Genomic DNA, 16377 nt, shown 5'->3' with positions numbered 1-16377 from the left:
GAGAATCCAGGCCCGTCACTTCGTCCTGCCACCCAGGCGAGAACGGCACTATCCCCGCGTCGTGAAACCTAAACCGACCAAATACCCCAAAAAGAAAAATGCCAGTCAGCTTAACTGACTGGCATTACGCCGCTGGCGGGTCTTTTTTTGCCTGCGGTTTTTATATGGCAGGTCGCAGAGCCGCGTTTTAGACTGCTCGATTTCGTGGCTGACGGTTGTGTCAGCCTGCTCATATGCCCAGGGATGCGGGGATCGATCAGCGGCCTTGTTAGTTGGCCGTTGTCTTCGCTCCGATGTAACGAGGTTTCTTGATGTCTGCAGCGGCTAGCGCCCCGGAAGTTCTCATCGCTGATCCCGATCCCTGGACGGCCAATCTGCTTGAGCAACTGGTGCTCGATGTACGCTGCGATGCCGTGGTGATCCGTGTCAACGATGGCCAGGCTGCCATGGCGCGCTGCGAACGACGCCTGCCGGAGCTGGTGATCGCCGACAGCGAGCTGCCGGGTGTCGATGGCCTGGAGTTGCTGCGCCGATTGCGTCGCCATCCGCGTACTCCGGCGCTGCCGTTCATCCTCATCAGTGGCCGGCTGGACGCCAACAGTGTGCGCGCCGCCAAGCCGCTGTTACCCACTGCCTACCTGGCCAAACCCTTCAATGCCGAAGTACTACGCCAGCGTCTGGCCGGGCTGTTGCTCAGTGACGGCGAAGAGCTGCTGTGCCCGATTCGTCCGCTGCTGGTGGACAGGCTCGAGGACTATCTGGATACCTTGCGCGAAAAAGGGCAGGGCGCGCCGCTGCTGGCCTCGGTACGCGACTCGGTCAGCCAGTGCCTGAACAGCAGTGAACCGAGCCTGGGTGAGCTGGAACAGGTGTTCGCCCGCGACCCGCAAATCACCGCTTGCCTGATCGCCGCGGCGAACAGTGCCGCCCGCCACAATGGTTCACCCTGTCAGACCCTGGCCCAGGCCCTGCCACGCCTGGGTGTGGCGCGCACCCTGAACCTGGTGCTGGGGTTGTCCGTGCAGCGCAATGCACGGCTCAGCGACCCGCGTCTGGCCGAGCAGGGCGTGCGCACCTGGGCCGCAGCCCAGCGCAGCGCCGAGGTCGCCCACTGGCTTGCCTGCGAGCTGTCGCTGGATGCCGAGTTCTGCTACACCGCAGGGTTGTTGCACAACATCGGCGAGTTGGCGCTGTTGCGCTGCATGCAGGATTGGCAGGACGCCGGGGGCAGCCTGAGCGATGAGGACATCGACCAGAGCATCCGCCTGCGTGCCGCCAGTTTCGGCTCTGCATTGCGCATCCGCTGGCGCCTGCCCTTCGGTTTGCGCGAGTTGGTAGCGGCCTATTACAGCCTCAACCGTGGCGTTTTCTCCCGTGAGGCGCTGGTGCTCAACCTCGTCGGTCAGGTCGTCGCCCTCGATGCGTCGCAGAGCCCCAGCGCTCTACATGACGCCCGTTGCGTGCGCTTGCTGCGTCTCGACCCGGGCGTGCTCGAGCGATTACCTGCTGGGACTCCAGCAGCCTGAGCTCGACAGAAATCACGCCGCAAAAATGTGTCGAAAGCCTGCCCCAAGCGTCTCTTCTCTTGCTCGAAGCGGCTCGCTGCCGCCATGCTCCGGGTGCGGCGGATCATTCCGCGTGCATTTCGGTCAAAGCTCGTCCTGCGTTCCCGTGGGTGGCCCCGCGCCGCTCTGCCCAGGCTCTCACAAGGATATCGGTGTAGATGACTGACTACGATCTGTTGCTGGTAGGCGCAGGCCCGGCCCATCTCGGGGTTCTGCGGCGCTGGGCGCTGATCGAGCGGCCGGCGGGTCGGATCGGCCTGGTGGCCAGTACCGAACACACCTGGTACGCCGGCATGCTGCCGGGCCTGGTAGCCGGTCGCTACGGTGCCGAGGATTGTCAGATCGGCCTGGTCACGTTGTGCCAGGCCGCACAGGTCGAACTGATCGTCGCGCCAATTACGTCGCTGGACGCCGCCACACGTCAACTGAGCCTGGCCGATGGCCGTGTGCTGCACGGCAACTGGCTGTCGCTGAACGCCGGCGATCGGGTCGCCTGCCCGCCCCGTGAAGGCGACGCGATGGACGTGCTGGCCGTCAAACCGGTAGACAGCTTCATCGCCGGTTGGCGGGTCTGGAAAAATGATCCGCAGCCCCTGGCCATTCTCGGCGGCGGCGTGGCGGGGGTGGAAATGGCCCTGGCCCTGGCCGACCAGGTGCCGCAGTTGGCGCTGTTCTGTGGTGAGCCGCTGCTGGCCGGTCACTGTGCCGGTTTGCGGATGCGTGCCTGGGGCCATCTGCGTATGCGCCGCGTGCAGGTGCGCGAGCATTGCCCGATCAGCCGTATCGACGGCGATTGCCTGATCAGTGGCGAAGCTGCGGTGTGGCGCGGTGGCCGGCTGCTGCTGGCCAGCGGCGCCCAGGCCTTTCCCTGGATCGCCGGCAGTGGCCTGAGCTGCGATGCAGACGGTTTCGTACACACCGCCCCGACGCTGCAGAGCCATTCCCATCCGCAGGTCTTCGCCGTGGGCGATTGCGCCAACCTGCCTGGCGTTCGCAAGAGCGGGCTGTACTCGATGCGCCAGGTACCGGTGCTTGCAGCCAACCTGACAGCCGCACTGCGCGGCGGGTCGCTGCGAGATTACAAGGCGAGCGGCCAGCGCCCGTTGCTGCTGGCCAGTGGTGATGGCGGTGCGTTGTTCGGCTGGCGCCAATGGAGTGCGGGCGGGCAATTCTACGGGCGCTGCAAGGATTACTTCGACCGGGCGTTCGTCAAGCGCCATAGCCTCAAGCGCTGACCCACGTTCCTTTGCCGCGATCGCCCTATGCTACCAAAGTGCCATATCTCGGCGCATGATGGGGTGGTCAACTCGTCCGAGCGGCTGCCGTGCCTCTACAGATCCGTCCTGCGCTGCCGATGAACTGAACAGGGCATTCGGCTATTCGCCGGCACGCTTGCCGCGACCGACATCCCGGCACAATAAAAATAAAGAGGTTCGCCATGGGTTCTGAATTTACTCGTGACCGGCTGGCTTTGGCTCTGCACGTGCTCGGCCTACTGGCATTGCTGGTGGTCTGGCAGCAGGTACAGATGCCTGCCTATATCGGTGCTATCGCGCTGCTACTGCTGGCGTTATGGCCCTGGTTGGGGGCTTGGCGGCGGTCGGTGCCAGCAGCCGCTGACCCTGCGCCGGCGGCCTCGCTGGATGAGCTGAGCCAGAGCCTGTCGAAACACACCTGTCATAACGCCCTGTCAGCGGCCCAGGTGGCCTTCACCGTGCAGCAACTGGCCGGCAAGTTGCAGTCGCAGCTGGCGGCGGTGGAGCAGATCGGCGAAGGTGCCCACGCCGTGACCCGTACCGAACAGAGCAATGCCGAGCGCGCCGGCCAGACCCTGGGCGCCGCGCAGACCGTGCGCGCCAGCAGTGCCACTGGCCAGGCCGAGTTGCAGCAGGCGATCAGCCGCATGCAGCAGCTCAGCGCGCAGGCGGCCGCCAGCCGTGAGTTGATCGATGGCCTTGGCGCGCGTACCGAGCAGATCGAACAGGTTACCCAGGTGATCCAGTCCATCGCCAGCCAGACCAACCTGCTGGCGCTCAATGCCGCCATCGAAGCCGCCCGCGCCGGTGAGCAGGGCCGTGGTTTTGCGGTGGTCGCCGACGAGGTGCGCAGCCTGGCCGGTCGTACCGCCAGCGCCACCGGGGAGGTGGGACAGATGGTCGCCGATATTCGCCAGCAGAGCACGGCGGTGGTCAACCATATCCAGCGTCAGGCCGAGGAGCTGGAAGCGGCCGCCCGGCAGATCGAATTCACCGGCGAGCAACTGCGCGGCATCGCCGACCTGGCGGCTGACGTCGATACCCAGGTGGCGCAGATCAGCGCCGGTACGGCCAGCAACCACGAACACCTGGCCGAGCTGCTGGTGGCGGTCGAGCAACTGCGCGGTGACGTGCGCAGCAGCGAAGACCAGACCCGGCAACTGGGCAAGGCTGCCGAGCAACTGGTCGGCCAGGCGGAAAGCGTCAGCGAGCAGTTGGCCAGCGTCGGGCTGGACAGTTATCACCAGCGCATCTATGACCTCGCTCTGGAAGGCGCCGCGGCGATTGGACGGCAGTTCGAGGCGGATATCCAGGCCGGGCGCATCAGCCTGGCGGATCTGTTCGACCGTCAGTACCAGCCGATCCCCAATTGCTTCCCGGCCAAGTTCCGCACGCGCTTCGACAGCCATGCCGATCAGGTGCTGCCAGCCATCCAGGAACCCCTGCTCAAACGCCACGAAGGCCTGGTTTTCGCCATCGCCACCACACCGGAAGGTTACGTGCCGACCCACAACGAGGCGTTCAACCATCCGCCCACCGGCGACCGCACGGTGGATACCGTGAAGAGCCGCAGCAAGCGCATGTTCAACGACCGCACCGGCATCCGCTGCGGCAGCCACCGGCAGCGTCTGTTGTTGCAGACCTACATGCGCGATACCGGCGAACTGATGCACGATCTGTCGGTGCCGATCCATGTGCAGGGCAAGCACTGGGGTGGCTTACGGCTGGGCTACAAACCGGAGCCGTGACAGTCCATTGTTTAGCGGCTGGCTATCTGAAGGTGCGGTAATAACGATTTAACCTGACTGTCGGCACGTGCGAGCCTCGCGGGCATGTCTATCCCGGTCTGCACTTCTGCCCCTCTCATCGCTCTGCCAGTCTTGTGCTCGCAGGGACGGGCACCCGAGCCCACGGGGCTGCCGCAGACCCTCGCCTTCTGGGCACTCTGGCATTGCCGCCACGCCCGCCCGCCGGATGTTCTTCTCGCCTCCTGACACCCATGGCTGTTACTCCCAGCCGACAAGTCGATCCGGGTCACCCGTGACGGTCGCCCGTGGCCATATGAGAAGCCATCATGCAATTCGCGCCTCTGCAGGACGCCGAGGATTTCCTCGCGCAGAACCCCGATATCGAGCTGTTCGAACTGTTCATCATCGACGCCAACGGTGTGCCGCGCGGCAAGCTGTTGCACCGTGACGAGCTGCTCGCCGTGTACCGCAGCGGGCGACCGCTGCCGAGTACCATCCTCGGCCTGAGCATCAACGGTGATGACGTGGAGGATTCCGGCCTGGTCTGGGACGTCGGCGACATCGATTGCCGTGCCTACCCCCTGGCCGGCAGCCTGGTGCGCCTGCCGTGGCGGTTGATTCCTACGGCGGCTGTGCAGGTCAGCATGCACCCGCAGGAAGGCATGCCAGCCAGTGTTGCCGATCCGCGTCATGTACTGGTTCAGGTGATTGAGCGGCTACAGGCCGAGGGCTTTCACCCGGTGATGGCCTGCGAGCTGGAGTTCTATCTGCTCGATGCCAAGCGCGACGCCCACGGCAACCCGCAGCCAGCCCTGGATGCCGATGGTGGGCGGCCGCGCAATACCCAGGTCTATGGCTTGCGCGAGCTGGAGCAGATCGAGCCGTTTCTCGCGGATCTATATGCCGCGTGCAAGGCCCAGGGCATCCCCGCGCGCACGGCGATTTCCGAGTATGCGCCGGGGCAGGTGGAAATCACCCTGGAGCATGGCGATGCGCTGCAGGCCATGGATCAGGCGGTGCGCTACAAGCGCCTGGTCAAGGGCGTGGCTCACCGGCATGGCATGCAGGCCTGTTTCATGGCCAAGCCGTTCGATCACCTGGCAGGTACCGGCATGCACATGCATGTCAGCCTGAACGACGCCGTGGGCCGCAATCTGTTCGCCAGCGAGGCGCCTGCCGGTACGCCGCTGCTGCGTCATGCGGTTGGCGGCATGCTCGCCAGCCTGCTCGATTCGCTCTTGCTGTTCTGCCCCAACGCCAACTCCTATCGGCGTTTTCAGGCCAACAGCTACGCGCCGCTGGCTTTGAGCTGGGGTGTGGATAACCGCACAGTCAGCCTGCGTGTGCCGGGCGGCCCGGCGGTGACCCGGCATATCGAGCACCGTATCTGCGGCGCCGACGCCAACCCCTACCTGGCTGCTGCGGCGATTCTTGCCGGCATTCATCGCGGGATCAGCGAGGAGCTGGATCCTGGCGAGCCAATCGAAGGCAATGGCTATGCCCAGGCCACGACCCTGCTGCCGACCGACTGGCTGACTGCGCTGTGCGCGCTGCAGGCCTCGACCTGGGCGGCCGATGCCCTGGGGGCGGAGTTTCTGCGGGTGTATCTGGCGGTCAAGCGCGAGGAGCACCGGCGCTTCATGAGTGAAGTCGGCGAGCAGGACTGGCGCTGGTACCTCAATCAGGCGTGAACTTGCAAAACATGATAATCACGGCGCGCCCAGGCGTGCCGCTAAGGAACTGACATGAGAGACAAGGCGACGGCAGCCGAGCGCAGCCCGTCCTACTACAGCGCGAGCATCGACCAGGAAAGCGACTACCCGAGCGTGCAGGGTGAGGTGCGGGTGGATGTGGCGATCATCGGTGGTGGGTTCACCGGCGTGGCCACCGCGGTCGAGTTGGCCGAGCGCGGCTTCAAGGTGGCCGTGGTGGAGGCCAACCGCATCGGCTGGGGCGCCAGTGGGCGCAATGGTGGGCAGGTCACCGGCAGCCTGTCCGGCGACACCGCCATGGCCAAGCAGATGCGCAAGCGGCTGGGCGGGGAGGTCGATGATTTCATCTGGAGCCTGCGCTGGCGCGGCCACGCCATCATCGAGCAGCGTGTGCGCCGCTACGGCATCGCCTGTGACCTCAAGCACGGCCACCTGCACGCGGCGATGAAACCGGCGCACCTGAACGAACTGCGCGCCTCCTACGACGAGGCGCTGAGCCATGGCATGGAAGCGGACGTGACCCTGCTGGATGCGTGCGGCGTGCGCGCCCATCTGGCCAGCGATCTGTACCTCGGCGCGCTGAAGAACACCCGCAACCTGCACCTGCATCCGCTGAACCTGTGCCTGGGCGAAGCGCGGGCGGCACACAGCCTGGGCGCGCTGCTGTTCGAGCGCTCGCCGGTGCTGGAGATCGTGCACGGCGCCACGCCGACGCTGGTGACGGCCGAGGGGCGGGTGGTCGCCAATCAGGTGCTGCTGGCCGGCGACGTGTACCACAAGCTGGAGCCGGAAAAGCTCAAGGGCATGATCTTCCCGGCCATGGGCGGCATCGTCACCACCGAGCCGCTGGGCGAGCTGGCGGCGCAGATCAACCCCCATGATCTGGCCGTCTACGATTGCCGTTTCGTGCTCGACTACTACCGCCTGACCGCCGACGGGCGCCTGCTGTTCGGTGGCGGGGCCAACTACTCAGGGCGCGATTCGCGGGATATTGCGGCTGAGCTGCGGCCCGGCATCGAGCGCACCTTCCCAAGCCTGAAAGGCGTGCCCATCGAGTTCCAGTGGAGCTGCGCCATGGGTATCGTCATGAACCGCATCCCGCAACTGGGCAAGCTGTCGCCCAACGTCTGGTACTGCCAGGGCTACTCCGGCCACGGCATCGCCACCAGCCATGTGATGGGCGAGATCATGGCCGAGGCCATGAGCGGCGAACTGGCGCGCTTCGACACCTTCGCAGGTTGCTCGCATATCAAGGTGCCAATGGGCGACGTGTTCGGTAACCCCATGCTGGCGCTGGGCATGTGGTACTACCAGATGCTGGAGAAGCTGCGCTAGCAGGCTGTTGAAAAACTACCTGCGTTGCCGCTACGTCGTTAGAAACAGGCTCGTGTGCGAGTCCAGGCTAGGCGCCCCCATCAAAATGCTCATTTACAACTCGTAAACTCCGCTTTTTCGCCTGTTTCTGCCTCGCATCGGCTGTCTCACCTACGTTTTTTCAACGGCCTGCTAGAAGCGGCAAAGGAGCGTCACTGTGCAATTATCCCCGGCCATTTCCACCCGGCAGATTCTATTGCGCGGCATCACGCAAACGCTGCAAGTCGAGAATCTCGATTTCGCCATAGGTCAGGCGCAGGATACTCTGGGCTTCCAGCTCCTTGAGAATCTGGTTGGTGGTCTGCCGGGAAATCGCCAACATCAGTGCCAACTGTTCCTGGGCCAGGTGGATGATGCGCCGCGGGCCCTGGGTTTCGCCATAATGCTCGGCGATCAACAGCAGGCGCCTGGCCAGACGCTGGGCGGCGGGCAACAGGCTCATCTCTTCCAGCGTGATGAAGGCCAGACGTACCTTGTGGGCCATCAGCAGGGCGATGTCGCGCCAGTAGCCGGGGTGCGCGTCGAGCAATGCCAGCAGGTCGGCCTGGGGCACCCGCAGCAGGGTGCTGGTGCTTTCGGCGAAGGCGTCGTGGGTACGTGGCTGGCCGTCGAACAAGGATATTTCGCCAAACCAGTACGGTGGTTCGATCAGGGTCAGCAGGGCTTCCTTACCCTGGCGGTTGACCGCGCCGATGCGCATGGCGCCGCTCACCACGGCGTACAAGCCGCTGGGCGCATCGCCGCGGCGGAACAGGCGCTGGCCGGTCTCCAGGTGAACCTCCTGGCCCATTTCCAGCAAGGCTTGCTGGAGAGCGGCGGGCAGAGCGGCGAACCACTGGCCCTGAAGCAGGTGGGCGTGCAAGTCGGTCATAAGGGCTCCCGGTTTGTCGGCTACCTGACAGTACGCGGCCGGGTAGCGGGTTCATTATCGCTTGACCATTGCCTTGGAGAACAATAATGAAAACTCTGGTCGACCATCTGGCTCAATACGCGACCTATCACCGCGATCGGCGCAACATCGTCAGCCACTTCATCGGCGTTCCCATGATCGTGCTGGCGGTGGCCGTGCTGCTGTCGCGGCCTGGCCTGCCCGTGGCTGATGTGTGGCTGTCGCCGGCGACTCTGGTGACCTTGGTGGCCGTCTGGTTCTATGTGCGCCTGGATCTTCGTTTCGGGCTGGTCATGGCGTTGTTGCTCGGGCTCAGCCTGTGGGCCGGCGCCGTGCTGGCGACGAGCGGTACGCTGCTGTGGTTGAGTGCCGGGCTCGGCTTGTTCGTGATCGGCTGGGTCATCCAGTTCATCGGCCATTTCTATGAGGGGCGCAAGCCGGCTTTCGTCGACGACATCATGGGGCTGATGGTCGGGCCACTGTTCGTGGTAGCCGAGGCCGCCTTTCTGTTAGGCCTGCGCCATGAGGTGGAGCAGGCGGTGGTACAGCGCGCCGGGCCGACCTGCATCCGCGGCAGGAACGCCACGGTCTGAGCCGTTCAGGGCTGCGTCTGGGTCAGGCCACGCAGCCGCTCGGCACTCTCCGGGTCGGCGGGGAAGAAGGTCTCCAGAGCCAGCTCGGCCAGGGTTACATCGGTGGGTGTGCCGAATACCGTGGTGGTGCTGATCAGGTTGATCACCCCCAGGTCGCTGCGAAATTGCAGCGGCATCAGCACCCTATCCGCTGATGGCTGCGGGTCGCAGGCTGGTGCCGGATAGCTTTCCAGTTCCTCCAGCAGTGTCTGCAGCTGCGCATCCGCGCTGCTGTCGATGTCGCTGCGCAGGCGATTGAGCAGGTAGGCACGCCATTGCCCCAGGTTGACGATACGCGGCGCCAGGCCCTGTGGGTGCAGGCTGACGCGCAGCACATTGAGTGGCGGCCCGAGCAGTTGCGGGCTGATGCCGCTGAGAAACGGGGCGATGCAGGCGTTGGCCGCCAGCAGGTTCCAGTGCCGATCAAGGGCCAGGGCCGGGTAGGGTTCGTGGGCCTTGAGCAACTGATCGATGGCGCTGCGTGCGGCCTGCAGTGCCGGGTCAGCGAGACCATGCTGGCTGAACATCGGGGCATAACCAGCGGCGGTGAGCAGACGGTTCCGTTCGCGCAGGGGGATCTCCAGCTGTTCGGCCAGGTGTAGCAGCATCTCGCGGCTCGGCCGGGCGCGGCCGGTTTCCATGAAGCTCAGGTGGCGTGTGGAAATATCGGCCTCGCAGGCGAGGTCGAGCTGGCTGAGGCGACGACGTTGGCGCCATTGGCGCAGCAGGGCGCCGACGCAATGGATGGAGGCATTCATGGGCTGAACGATAGCCCAGCAACGTCATCGCAGCCATTACCTGGCAGGTAATCGACGGGCCGCGTCGATCAGGCAAATCTGGGTGCAGGCGCCAGATCCCGGCGTCGCATCCGGAGGAACGATCATGAATACGCTGCAACCTTCTCTGCTGCTCAGTCGCGCTCTGCTCGTCGATGGTCTGGCGGGAGCCTGCACCGGTGTCTCGCTGGTTCTGGCCAGCGACTGATGGGGCGCCTTTCTGCAACTGCCGAGCGAACTGCTGTTCGCTGCCGGCCTCACCCTGCTGCCCCTGGCGGCGTTGCTGCTGTGGCTGGGCAGCCGCACAACGCTCAATCGCTACGCGATATGGGCCGTGCTCGCCATCAATGCCCTGTGGGTGATCGACAGCGTGCTCCTGCTGCTCAGTGGCTGGGTGGCGCCTAACCTGATCGGTTATCTGTTCCTCGGCGCTCAGGCCGCGCTGGTGGCGCTGTTCTTCGAGCTGGAGCTGATCGGCCTGAGGCGTTCTCAGCCGTTGCCGGCATAATGCGTGTAGCTGGCGCTGCTGACCCGTGGCCTCAGAATCCACCGCGCAGCGCCAGATCCGCGCCGAGCAGTAGCAGGCCGATAAAGAACCAGCGCTTGAAGCGCTCCGGGCTGATGCGCCGGCGTAGCCATTGGCCGCCGGCCATGCCCAGAAGGGCTGGCAACAGCGCCAGGCCGGATATGCCTAGCACTGCTGGCTGCAGCAGTTCGCCGCTGTGCCCGAGGCTCAGCGCGAGGGCCAGGGTCGAGACGCTGAACGACAGGCCGAGGGCCTGCACCAGGTCGTCCTTTTCCAGGCCGATGGCCTGCAGATAGGGCACCGCGGGAATCGCGAACACGCCGGTCACTGCCGTGATCGCTCCAGTCGTGGCGCCGATCAGCGGGGCCAGCCAGCCTTCATGAGCCGGTCTCACGGCGAAACGCACCGATGCCAGGCCAAGTACTGCGTAGAGGATCAGCGCCAGACCCAGCCAGCGTGTGGCGTTCGGCAGGTTCTGGCCCTGCAGGTAGAAGCCGGTGGCCAGGGTGCCGACCATGATACCCAGCAGCTGTGGCCATAAACGGCGCATCATCGGTAGCGGGCTACGGCCGTCGCAGAGTTGCCAGATATTGGTGACCATCGACGGAATGATCAGCAGCGCCGCCGCCTGCATCGGCATCATCACCAGGCCCAGCAAACCGACCGCTATGGTGGGCAGACCGAGGCCGACCACGCCCTTGATCATACCTGCGAGCAGAAAAGTGAACAGGATCAGCGGCAGGTAGGCGGCGAGGCCGTCGAAGGTGAGCATGCGAACGCATCCATAGGGTGGCAGAGCCCCATGTTAGGTCAACGGAAGTGGTTTGCGAGAATGGATCGGCGCTGGTCATCGGCGCCCGGGTGATCACCGTGCCCATTGGGGCACGGTGTGGTGCAGGCTTTTAGCTGGCCGCGGTGACCGGTTTGCCGCCCTTGGGCTTGAAGTACAGGGTGGCGCCACGGCTGAGGTTGTCCAGGCTGAGGTGATCCTTGGCCACTTCGGCCTCGATCAGTTCGTCCTGGCCTTCGACCTTCAGGGTGATGCGGGTGATGGCACCGAGCAGGCGGATATCGCGCACTTCGCCCGCCTTGTGGTCGGCCTGTGGTTCGGTGGACAAATGCACTTCGTGCGGGCGGAACAACACGTGGTGGTCGTCGCCGACATACAGGCGGTTGGCGTCACCGAGGAAGTGGTAGACGAAGTCGCTGGACGGCTTCTCGTAGACCTCGCCCGGCGAACCGATCTGCTCGACCACGCCCTTGTTCATCACCACGATGCGGTCGGCCACTTCCATGGCTTCTTCCTGGTCGTGGGTCACGAACACGCTGGTCAGGTGCACTTCTTCGTGCAGGCGCGCCAGCCAGCGACGCAGCTCTTTACGCACCTTGGCGTCAAGGGCGCCGAAGGGTTCGTCGAGCAGCAGCACCTTGGGTTCCACCGCCAGTGCACGGGCCAGGGCGATACGCTGGCGCTGGCCACCGGAGAGCTGCTCCGGGTAGCGGTCGGCCAGCCAGTCGAGCTGTACCAGATCGAGCAGGTCGTGCACCTTCTTCTTGATCACGTTTTCGTTCGGGCGCTCGCCCTTGGGCTTCATGCGCAGGCCGAAGGCGACGTTGTCGAATACGGTCATGTGGCGGAACAGGGCGTAGTGCTGGAACACGAAGCCGACCTTGCGATCGCGCACGTCGTGCTCGGAAACGTCTTCGCCGTGGAACACGATGCTGCCGCTGTCCGGGACTTCCAGGCCGGCGATGATGCGCAACAGGGTGGTCTTGCCGCAGCCGGACGGGCCGAGCAGGGCCACCAGCTCACCGCTGTTGATGTTCAGGTTGATGTCGTTGAGCGCCTTGAACTGGCCAAAGTGCTTGTTGATGCCTTGAACTTGAATACTCATGGGTTACACCTGCTGATCTGTGTTGCCTGGGCTGCGCTCTGGCGCAACCGGCGGAATGATTCAATCGTCCTGATTCGCCTTGAGCTGCCGGCTCAGGCGCGCTTCGCTCCATTGGCGAAGCAGCAACACGACCAGGGCCATGACCAGCAACAGGATGGCCACGCTGAACGCGGCGACGATGTTGTATTCGTTATAGAGAATCTCGATGTGCAGCGGCAGCGTGTTGGTGTAACCGCGAATGTGCCCGGAAACCACCGATACCGCGCCGAACTCGCCCATCGCCCGCGCCGTGCAGAGCACCACGCCGTAAACCAGCGCCCATTTTACGTTAGGCAGCGTGACATGCCAGAACATCTGCCAGCCATTGGCGCCGAGCAGGCGAGCGGCTTCCTCTTCGGTAGTGCCCTGTTCCTCCATCAGCGGGATCAGTTCGCGCGCGACGAAGGGGAAGGTGACGAAGATGGTCGCCAGGACGATGCCCGGTACGGCGTAGATGATCTGCAGGTTCTGATCCTGCAGGTAGGGCGCCAGCTTGCTCTGCGCACCGAACAGCAGCACGTAGATCAGGCCGGCGACCACCGGCGAAACCGAGAACGGCATGTCGATCAGGGTGACCAGCACGCTCTTGCCGCGGAACTCGAACTTGGTCACCGACCAGGCCGCAGCGACACCGAACACCAGGTTCAGCGGCACGGAAATGGCGGTAGCCAGCAGGGTCAGCTTGAGCGCGGAAATGGCGTCCGGCTCGCGGATCGCTTCCCAGAAAAACGCCAGGCCACGGCTCAGGCCCTGGGTGACGACGATGTACAACGGCAGCACGAGGATCACCGCGAACACCGCCCAGGCGATGACGATCAGGGCGATGGCGCCGGGGGAGCGGCGTACCGGGCGCGCAGCCGTGTTCTTGCTAAGGGTTGCAAGGCTCATGACGGGCTCCTCAGATTTGCGGCTGGATGCGGCGCTGCAGCAGGTTGATCAGCAGCAGCAGGATGAACGAGACCACCAGCATCAGCACGCCAATGGCGGTGGCGCTCGGGTAGTCGTACTGATCCAGCTTGGAGACGATCAGCAGCGGCAGAATCTCGGTCTTCATCGGAATGTTGCCGGCGATGAATACCACTGAACCGTACTCACCGACACCGCGGGCGAAGGCCAGGGCGAATCCGGTGATCCAGGCGGGCAGCAGACTCGGCAACAGCACGTGCCAGAACACTTGCAGCGGCTTGGCGCCCAGGCAGGAAGCCGCTTCTTCGACTTCCTTGGGGAAGTCCGCGAGTACTGGCTGCAGGGTGCGCACCACGAACGGTAGGGTGACGAACACCAGCGCCAGGGTGATGCCCAGTGGGGTGTAGGCGATCTTGAAGGGGAACAGCGAGCCGATCATGCCGTTGGGGGCATACAGCGCGGTCAAGGCGATACCGGCCACCGCGGTGGGCAAGGCGAACGGCATGTCGACCATGGCATCGATGATGCGCCGGCCAGGGAAGGTGTAGCGCACCAGCACCCAAGCGATGACGGTGCCGAGAATGCCGTTGAGCAGGGCTGCCGCCAGGGCGGTGCCGAAGGATAGCTTGAGAGAGAACAGCACCTGTCGGTTGGTGATCAGGTTCCACCACTGCTCCAGCGACAGCTGCAGCGAGAAGAGGAACATGGAGCCCAGCGGGATCAGCACCACCAGGGCGAGATAGGTCAGGGTGTAGCCCAGAGTCAGCCCGAAGCCGGGTATGACCGAGGAGGTTCGACGAGACATGGAGAGTCCTTTTGATCAGGTCCGCAGAGCGAAGCCCGCCATTCCTTCAGGAATGACGGGCTTCGTCGATCGGGCTGAACTTACTGATTGATCTTTTTGAAAATGTCGTCGAACACGCCGCCGTCGTCGAAGTATTTGGGCTGTGCGGAAGCCCAGCCACCAAAGTCCTTGTCGATGGTGACCAGTTCCAGATCCTTGAACTGATCCTTGAACTCGGCAGCCACTTCAGCGTTACGCGGACGGTAGAAGTTCTTCGCCGCGATGCGCTGGCCTTCATCGCTGTACAGGTACTGCAGGTAGGCCTCGGCGGCTTTGCGGGTGCCTTTGCGGTCGACGTTCTTGTCGACTACGGCTACCGGCGGTTCGGCGAGGATGGACAGCGACGGGGTGACGATTTCCAGCTGGTCGCCGCCTTCTTCGGCCAGCGACAGGTAGGCTTCGTTTTCCCAGGCCAGCAGCACGTCGCCCAGGCCACGTTGCACGAAGCTGATGGTCGAACCGCGGGCGCCGGTGTCGAGAACCGGAGCGTGACGGTACAGCTCGGTCACGTATTCCAGGGCTTTTTCGTCGCTGCCGTACTGCTTCTTGGCATAGGCCCAGGCCGCCAGGAAGTTCCAGCGAGCGCCGCCCGAGGTTTTCGGGTTCGGGGTGATGATTTCGACGCCATCCTTGACCAGGTCATCCCAGTCCTTGATGCCTTTCGGGTTGCCCTTGCGAACCAGGAAAACGATGGTCGAAGTGTAGGGGGTGCTGTTGTCGGCCAGGCGGGACTGCCATTTCGGATCGATCAGCTCCTGGTTCAGGTTGATCGCGTCGATGTCGCCGGACAGCGCCAGGGTCACCACGTCGGCCTGCAGGCCGTCGATCACCGCACGGGCCTGTTTGCCCGAGCCGCCGTGGGATTGCTGGATGGTCAGGGCTTCGTTGCCTTGTTCCTGCCAGTGCTTGTTGAAGGCCTTGTTGAATTCGACGTACAGCTCACGAGTCGGGTCATACGAAACGTTGAGCAGGGTCTGAGCGGAAACCGGGCCGGCTACCAGGGCGCTGGCGAGTGCGGCGAGTGCGAAACGGCGAATGGACATGGTGAAGCTCCTCGATACTGAATACGGTGCTGGGCGTGTTTGGCGTGCTCTTTTATTCGATACCTGCTCTAGGCCGGCATTCGTGGGTTACATCGGGAGTAGCGGTAGGGGTTCATGCTGGGCGGCCCGTCGTCGGGTTGGCGAAACTGCTATCAGGCGTTCTTGCTACCGGATTGCTGCAGGCGGAATTTTTCTTTGCGTTCGATCTGAACCACCTGGCCGTTGTGCACGGTGATTTCTACCGAGCCGAACTTCAGGCCGTTCAGGGCGCTTTGGATCTCGCGCAGGATGGTGGCGTCATCCTGGCCTTCCAGATTGCGAAGGGTTGCGGTCATGGCTAAAAGGCTCCTTGCCCTCGTTCTAGATGCGACGACTGTCGGCTGTGGGGCGTGGAGCGGATACTAGGGAATCTGAAATATTCTTAAAAATACTGTTTAAGAACATTTATATTTCTTATTGGTATATGGGAGATTTGCGGCTGCTACGGATCGATATTTGCTTATATGGAATAAGTAAATAAGTTCTTATTCTTTTTAGTCTCTTTCTTGGCCTCCTACACTGCAAGCCATGCAGATACAGGAGGCGCCCTTATGCGCAGTGAAGCGATTCGATACCTGATAGTGCCGGGCTGGCAGGGCTCGGGCGACGACCATTGGCAAAGCCACTGGCAGCGCAGCCTGCCTAACAGTGCGCGGGTCGAGCAGCTGGACTGGCTGACGCCACGCCGTGAGGATTGGGTCGCGGCCCTGGAAAAGCAGATCGCCGCCGATCCGCGGCCAGCGATTCTCATCGCCCATAGCCTGGGTTGCGTCACCGTCGCCCACTGGGCTGCACAGGCGCCGGTGGCTTCGCTGCGTCGGGTGCGCGGTGCGTTACTGGTCGCGCCGGCTGATGTGCAACGCCCCAACTGCCCTGAGCCGTTGCGCAATTTCGCACCGATTCCCCAGCATCTGCTGCCGTTCCCCAGCCAACTGGTCGGTTCCGACAACGACTCGGCTGCCAGTGCTGCGCGCGTCATCGAGCTGGCCCGCGAGTGGGGCAGCGAGACCGCCATCCTCAGCGGTGCCGGGCATATCAATGTGAAGTCCGGGCACCAGCGCTGGGAGCAGGGGTTCGCCTACCTGTTCCGATTGCAGAGCCGGATAGAACAGCAGATGCGTCGTCGCGCCTGA

General features: G+C 63.8%; 16 protein-coding genes. 8 read left to right on the top strand and 8 right to left on the bottom strand.

The annotated features are described in order from the left end of the window. The first annotated feature begins 311 nt into the window (after positions 1–311). The 5 genes from DNK06_RS01775 to DNK06_RS01755 all read left to right on the top strand — a co-directional run bounded on the left by DNK06_RS01775 (position 312) and on the right by DNK06_RS01755 (position 7616). Positions 312–1526 (top strand): HDOD domain-containing protein, encoded by a 1215-nt coding sequence (locus tag DNK06_RS01775; protein WP_131178325.1) that lies wholly within the window; start codon positions 312–314, stop codon positions 1524–1526. Between the two features lie 197 nt (positions 1527–1723). After that, entirely contained in the window at positions 1724–2800 is a 1077-nt protein-coding gene (locus tag DNK06_RS01770; protein ID WP_131178324.1) for an FAD-dependent oxidoreductase, read from the top strand. Positions 2801–3003: 203 nt separating this feature from the next. Then, complete coding sequence (locus DNK06_RS01765) at positions 3004–4569, top strand: methyl-accepting chemotaxis protein (protein ID WP_131178323.1); 1566 nt, start codon at positions 3004–3006, stop codon at positions 4567–4569. A gap of 326 nt (positions 4570–4895) precedes the next feature. Next, a complete protein-coding gene (locus DNK06_RS01760; RefSeq protein ID WP_131178322.1) occupies positions 4896–6260 on the top strand; it encodes a glutamine synthetase family protein in 1365 nt (454 codons plus the stop codon). A gap of 54 nt (positions 6261–6314) precedes the next feature. Continuing rightward, positions 6315–7616: an NAD(P)/FAD-dependent oxidoreductase gene (locus tag DNK06_RS01755; RefSeq protein ID WP_131178321.1), complete on the top strand. Its 1302-nt coding sequence runs from the start codon at positions 6315–6317 to the stop codon at positions 7614–7616. A 232-nt stretch (positions 7617–7848) separates the two neighbouring features. Here DNK06_RS01755 and DNK06_RS01750 read toward each other — a convergent pair whose 3' ends face one another. Further along, positions 7849–8526, bottom strand: a complete 678-nt coding sequence (locus DNK06_RS01750; protein ID WP_131178320.1) for a Crp/Fnr family transcriptional regulator — start codon at positions 8524–8526, stop codon at positions 7849–7851. Positions 8527–8612: 86 nt separating this feature from the next. On the opposite strand from DNK06_RS01750, the gene DNK06_RS01745 reads away from it, so the two are divergent. Then, positions 8613–9137, top strand: coding sequence for an Mpo1 family 2-hydroxy fatty acid dioxygenase (locus tag DNK06_RS01745; protein WP_131178319.1), 525 nt, complete (start codon positions 8613–8615; stop codon positions 9135–9137). A gap of 5 nt (positions 9138–9142) precedes the next feature. Here the strand turns inward: DNK06_RS01745 and DNK06_RS01740 are convergent, their stop codons facing one another. Beyond that, positions 9143–9934 carry an MmyB family transcriptional regulator gene (locus tag DNK06_RS01740; protein ID WP_131178318.1) on the bottom strand — a complete coding sequence of 264 codons (792 nt, stop codon included), beginning with the start codon at positions 9932–9934 and terminating at the stop codon, positions 9143–9145. A gap of 352 nt (positions 9935–10286) precedes the next feature. Between DNK06_RS01740 and DNK06_RS25250 the strand changes: the two genes are divergently transcribed. Then, the gene (locus DNK06_RS25250; RefSeq protein WP_242674738.1) at positions 10287–10460 is read left to right on the top strand and encodes a hypothetical protein; all 174 of its coding nucleotides are present in this window, start codon (positions 10287–10289) and stop codon (positions 10458–10460) included. A gap of 31 nt (positions 10461–10491) precedes the next feature. Here DNK06_RS25250 and DNK06_RS01730 read toward each other — a convergent pair whose 3' ends face one another. The 6 genes from DNK06_RS01730 to oscA form a co-directional block, all read right to left on the bottom strand. Further along, entirely contained in the window at positions 10492–11250 is a 759-nt protein-coding gene (locus DNK06_RS01730) for a sulfite exporter TauE/SafE family protein (protein ID WP_131178317.1), read from the bottom strand. 130 nt (positions 11251–11380) lie between these two features. Next, entirely contained in the window at positions 11381–12373 is a 993-nt protein-coding gene (locus tag DNK06_RS01725) for a sulfate/molybdate ABC transporter ATP-binding protein (RefSeq protein ID WP_131178316.1), read from the bottom strand. A 60-nt stretch (positions 12374–12433) separates the two neighbouring features. Continuing rightward, positions 12434–13300 (bottom strand): sulfate ABC transporter permease subunit CysW, encoded by an 867-nt coding sequence (gene cysW, locus DNK06_RS01720; protein WP_131178315.1) that lies wholly within the window; start codon positions 13298–13300, stop codon positions 12434–12436. Positions 13301–13310: 10 nt separating this feature from the next. After that, positions 13311–14123: a sulfate ABC transporter permease subunit CysT gene (cysT, locus tag DNK06_RS01715; protein ID WP_131178314.1), complete on the bottom strand. Its 813-nt coding sequence runs from the start codon at positions 14121–14123 to the stop codon at positions 13311–13313. 80 nt (positions 14124–14203) lie between these two features. Then, positions 14204–15205: a sulfate ABC transporter substrate-binding protein gene (locus DNK06_RS01710; RefSeq protein ID WP_131178313.1), complete on the bottom strand. Its 1002-nt coding sequence runs from the start codon at positions 15203–15205 to the stop codon at positions 14204–14206. A gap of 152 nt (positions 15206–15357) precedes the next feature. Further along, positions 15358–15540 carry a sulfur starvation response protein OscA gene (gene oscA / locus DNK06_RS01705; RefSeq protein ID WP_042554215.1) on the bottom strand — a complete coding sequence of 61 codons (183 nt, stop codon included), beginning with the start codon at positions 15538–15540 and terminating at the stop codon, positions 15358–15360. Between the two features lie 255 nt (positions 15541–15795). On the opposite strand from oscA, the gene DNK06_RS01700 reads away from it, so the two are divergent. Then, the gene (locus DNK06_RS01700; protein ID WP_131178312.1) at positions 15796–16377 is read left to right on the top strand and encodes an alpha/beta hydrolase; all 582 of its coding nucleotides are present in this window, start codon (positions 15796–15798) and stop codon (positions 16375–16377) included.

It is taken from the genome of Phytopseudomonas daroniae, from assembly GCF_004327285.1.
Taxonomy (GTDB): Bacteria; Pseudomonadota; Gammaproteobacteria; order Pseudomonadales; family Pseudomonadaceae; genus Aquipseudomonas; species Aquipseudomonas daroniae.
The sequence above is the reverse complement of the archived record's forward strand: the minus strand, read 5'-3'. Positions and strand labels throughout refer to the sequence as shown.

Excerpts from the sequence above, each read along its gene's own strand:
- DNK06_RS01775 (WP_131178325.1), top strand. The coding sequence starts at position 312 with ATGTCTGCAGCGGCTAGCGCCCCGGAAGTTCTCATCGCTGATCCCGAT.
- DNK06_RS01770 (WP_131178324.1), top strand. The coding sequence starts at position 1,724 with ATGACTGACTACGATCTGTTGCTGGTAGGCGCAGGCCCGGCCCATCTC.
- DNK06_RS01765 (WP_131178323.1), top strand. The coding sequence starts at position 3,004 with ATGGGTTCTGAATTTACTCGTGACCGGCTGGCTTTGGCTCTGCACGTG.
- DNK06_RS01760 (WP_131178322.1), top strand. The coding sequence starts at position 4,896 with ATGCAATTCGCGCCTCTGCAGGACGCCGAGGATTTCCTCGCGCAGAAC.
- DNK06_RS01755 (WP_131178321.1), top strand. The coding sequence starts at position 6,315 with ATGAGAGACAAGGCGACGGCAGCCGAGCGCAGCCCGTCCTACTACAGC.
- DNK06_RS01750 (WP_131178320.1), bottom strand. The coding sequence starts at position 8,526 with ATGACCGACTTGCACGCCCACCTGCTTCAGGGCCAGTGGTTCGCCGCT.
- DNK06_RS01745 (WP_131178319.1), top strand. The coding sequence starts at position 8,613 with ATGAAAACTCTGGTCGACCATCTGGCTCAATACGCGACCTATCACCGC.
- DNK06_RS01740 (WP_131178318.1), bottom strand. The coding sequence starts at position 9,934 with ATGAATGCCTCCATCCATTGCGTCGGCGCCCTGCTGCGCCAATGGCGC.
- DNK06_RS01730 (WP_131178317.1), bottom strand. The coding sequence starts at position 11,250 with ATGCTCACCTTCGACGGCCTCGCCGCCTACCTGCCGCTGATCCTGTTC.
- DNK06_RS01725 (WP_131178316.1), bottom strand. The coding sequence starts at position 12,373 with ATGAGTATTCAAGTTCAAGGCATCAACAAGCACTTTGGCCAGTTCAAG.
- cysW (WP_131178315.1), bottom strand. The coding sequence starts at position 13,300 with ATGAGCCTTGCAACCCTTAGCAAGAACACGGCTGCGCGCCCGGTACGC.
- cysT (WP_131178314.1), bottom strand. The coding sequence starts at position 14,123 with ATGTCTCGTCGAACCTCCTCGGTCATACCCGGCTTCGGGCTGACTCTG.
- DNK06_RS01710 (WP_131178313.1), bottom strand. The coding sequence starts at position 15,205 with ATGTCCATTCGCCGTTTCGCACTCGCCGCACTCGCCAGCGCCCTGGTA.
- oscA (WP_042554215.1), bottom strand. The coding sequence starts at position 15,540 with ATGACCGCAACCCTTCGCAATCTGGAAGGCCAGGATGACGCCACCATC.
- DNK06_RS01700 (WP_131178312.1), top strand. The coding sequence starts at position 15,796 with ATGCGCAGTGAAGCGATTCGATACCTGATAGTGCCGGGCTGGCAGGGC.